Origin of the sequence: Xanthomonas sp. SHU 308 (assembly GCF_000364645.1) — a bacterium.
Lineage (GTDB): Bacteria > Pseudomonadota > Gammaproteobacteria > Xanthomonadales > Xanthomonadaceae > Xanthomonas_A > Xanthomonas_A sontii.
Genome location: NZ_AQOK01000760.1, coordinates 1 through 2,969, shown reverse-complemented (window position 1 = coordinate 2,969; position 2,969 = coordinate 1). Strand labels below are relative to the sequence as shown.

The window sequence follows — 2,969 nt, the reverse complement described above, 5'->3', positions numbered from 1 at the left end:
TCGATGCCGCTCATGGTCTCGACCACCTGACCGACCACGGCACCGCCCTGGGACGCGACCGACGCCGCGCCGCTGGCGAGCTGGTTGGCCTGGCGGGCATGCTCGGCGTTCTGCTTGACCGTGGAGGTCAGTTCCTCCATCGACGCGGCGGTTTCTTCCAGGCTCGCCGCCTGCTGCTCGGTGCGGCGCGACAGGTCGTCGTTGCCGGTGGCGATTTCGCTGGCGGCGGCATTGATGCTGACCGCGGCGGTCTGGATGCGGCCGACGATGCCGGTCAACTGGTCGGCGGTGGCGTTGGCATCGTCGCGCATCCGCGCGAACACGCCGTGGAAGTCGCCATGCATGCGTGCGGTGAGGTCGCCGGCGGCGATCGCCTGCAGCAGGGCGGACAGCTTGCCCAGGTTGCGGTCGCTGACCTCCATCATCGCGTTGAGGTCCTGCACCATCAGCCGGAAGTCGTGCTGGAAACTGGCCGCATCGCCGCGGGCACTGAAGTCGCCGGCAGCGGCGGCCGCGGCCAGGCGCTTGATCTCGGTATTGATCGCCAGCAGGCTGGCCTTGGCCGCGTCCATCGACTCGTGCAGCACCGCACGGCTGCCGGGCAGGCGGCGCGCATCGCGGCGCAGATCGCCGTTGGCGTATTCGTTGAGGATCTCGACCGCCTCGACGATGGCGTCCAGGTGCTCGAACATCATGGTGTTGATGCCCTTGCTCAGTTCGCCGTACACGCCGGGGAAGTCCTGCGGCATGCGGTGGCTGATGTCCTTGTCGGCGTGCAGCTCGATCATCAACGCGGTTTCGCGGGAGAAGCGCTGCAACTGCGTCTGCATCCCACCCATCGCCAGCAGCAGGCGGCCGGGTTCGTCACGCGCGTCGGTGGCCACGTCGTTGTCCAGGCGGCCGGCTGCGATGGCCTCGGCGGCACGGGTGGCGCGATTCAGCGGCACGGTCAGGCTGCGGGTGATCAGCCACGCCAGCAGGCTGCTGACCAGCACCACCGCCAGTCCGCCGGCGATGAGCATGGCGCGCCCACGCGCCATCGCCGCCGTCGCTTCCGCATAGGCCTCGTTGCTGCGGGTGGCCTGCAGATCGGCATAGCGGGCGATGGCGTCCTGCCATTTCTGCGTCAGCGGCGCGGACTCCCGCATCAGCAGGGCCAGGGCCTCGTCCGGCTTGTCGTGCATGCCCAGATCCATCACCCGGTTGTTGACGTCCACGGTCATCTGCCGGGCGCGATCGACGTCCTCCAGCACGGCCTGGCTCTGCGCACCGCTGGGGATGGCGCCCGCCCGCTTGCGCGCCTCCTGGTAGCGTGCGCGCTGCTCGACGATGACCTTGGCGAAGCGGATGTTGTCTTCCTGGGAGGTCGGCAACACGATGTTGCGGACATTGATGGCCACGACCGAACTGGCGTTGAGCATGTCGCTGGACGCGCGGATGGCGGCGATGTTGCGGTTGACGATGCCGTCCAGTCGCTCGCGCGCCTGGAACAGGGTCAGAAGCCCGGCGACGACCAGCGCCGAGGACAACAGGATGAGGATGCCGAACGCGGTGGCGAGCCGGGCACCGACGTTGTAGCGCTGAAGGAATGCAATCATGGAATGGCCTTTGGGGGAATGAGAGGGGCGATGGAACGCCGCGGACCACGCACGCCGACCAGCCGCCGTTGTGCGCGCCCGCATCGAACGAGATGAATGAGTCGTGAAAAAGCGTTTTTAATCAGACGCTTGATGACGCATTCCGCTCGATGTGCGGGCGATGTAACGGCGCCCGGCGCGGGGACTTGAGAGGCGATTGCACGGAATTTATTGAACACCCTCAGGCACATCACAGGGATGTGGAGAGGCCATTCGCACAGCGTCCGGATCGGCGTTTTCGCGTGAAGAGCGCGTGCACGTCATGTTGCAACGGCCGGCACGACGCTTGCTTGCGGCGCGAGGTCGCAGCGAGGAAAAAGTTTTCCGATTGACCGCACAGCGGCGACCTCGACACGCGCTGCGAAGACCAGGAACGCGATCGCCGTCACTTCGCAGCGTCAGCCGGGAACCCGCGGCCGCAGCCACGGCGGCAGCGATGCTGTCGGACAAGGGACGCGTCGCATCACGCGCACGGCGTCTGCCGCACGGCGGCGGCGCACGTGACAACGTGCTGGATGCTCACGCGGGCAACACGCGCGTAAGCCCCACGCAGATGTGAGGGCGGAGCAGGACGCCCACGCGCGCGGCGTGGGCGTCGGTCAGAAACAGCGTGCCGCGCCAAGGCAGGCATGGCATCGAGACCGCAGTGGAACATCCTCGGATCTGCGGGATGCGGCACCGGCGGCCGCAAGGCAACCGACACGCGACAGGCGAGCGACGCGCATTGCGCCGCTCACCGATGACAGGCGCCGTGCGGCTCAGAACTCCTGCCAATCCTTGTCCAGCGCCATCGCCGCCGCCGGCTGCGCCGCACGCCGCGCAGGTGCGGCCTTGGCCGCTGCCGGAAGGACGTTGCGCTTGCCCGCGGGCGTCGCGGTGGCATGGTGCCGAGGCGCCTGCGCTACCGGCGTGGCCGCCGATGCGTCGAGCTTGAACAGCGCCACCGCCTGGCTCAGTTCCACCGCCTGCTGCTCCATCGAGCGCGCCGCCGCACTGGCTTCTTCCACCAAGGCCGCGTTCTGCTGGGTGCTCTCGTCCATCTGCGTCACGGTCTGGTTGACCTGCTCGATGCCGGCCGACTGCTCCTGCGAGGCGGCGGAGATTTCCCCCATGATGTCGGTGACACGCTGCACCGAGGTCACGATCTCGGTCATGGTCTTGCCGGCCTGGTCGACCAGGACCGAACCTTCGGCGACGCGGCTCACCGAATCGTCGATCAGGCTCTTGATCTCCTTGGCCGCGCTGGCCGAGCGCTGCGCCAGGGTGCGCACCTCGCTGGCGACCACGGCGAAACCGCGCCCCTGGTCGCCGGCACGCGCGGCTTCCACCGCC

Annotated in this window: 2 protein-coding genes; both read right to left on the bottom strand. The window is 68.2% G+C overall.

The genetic code is table 11. The annotated features are described in order from the left end of the window. The coding region (locus tag D588_RS0119910; RefSeq protein ID WP_017917238.1) for an MCP four helix bundle domain-containing protein at positions 1-1,598 on the bottom strand (1,598 nt) is incomplete at its 3' end. Between the two features lie 797 nt (positions 1,599-2,395). Then, positions 2,396-2,969 (bottom strand): methyl-accepting chemotaxis protein (locus tag D588_RS26160; RefSeq protein ID WP_017917237.1); only part of this gene is annotated, 574 nt, incomplete at its 5' end.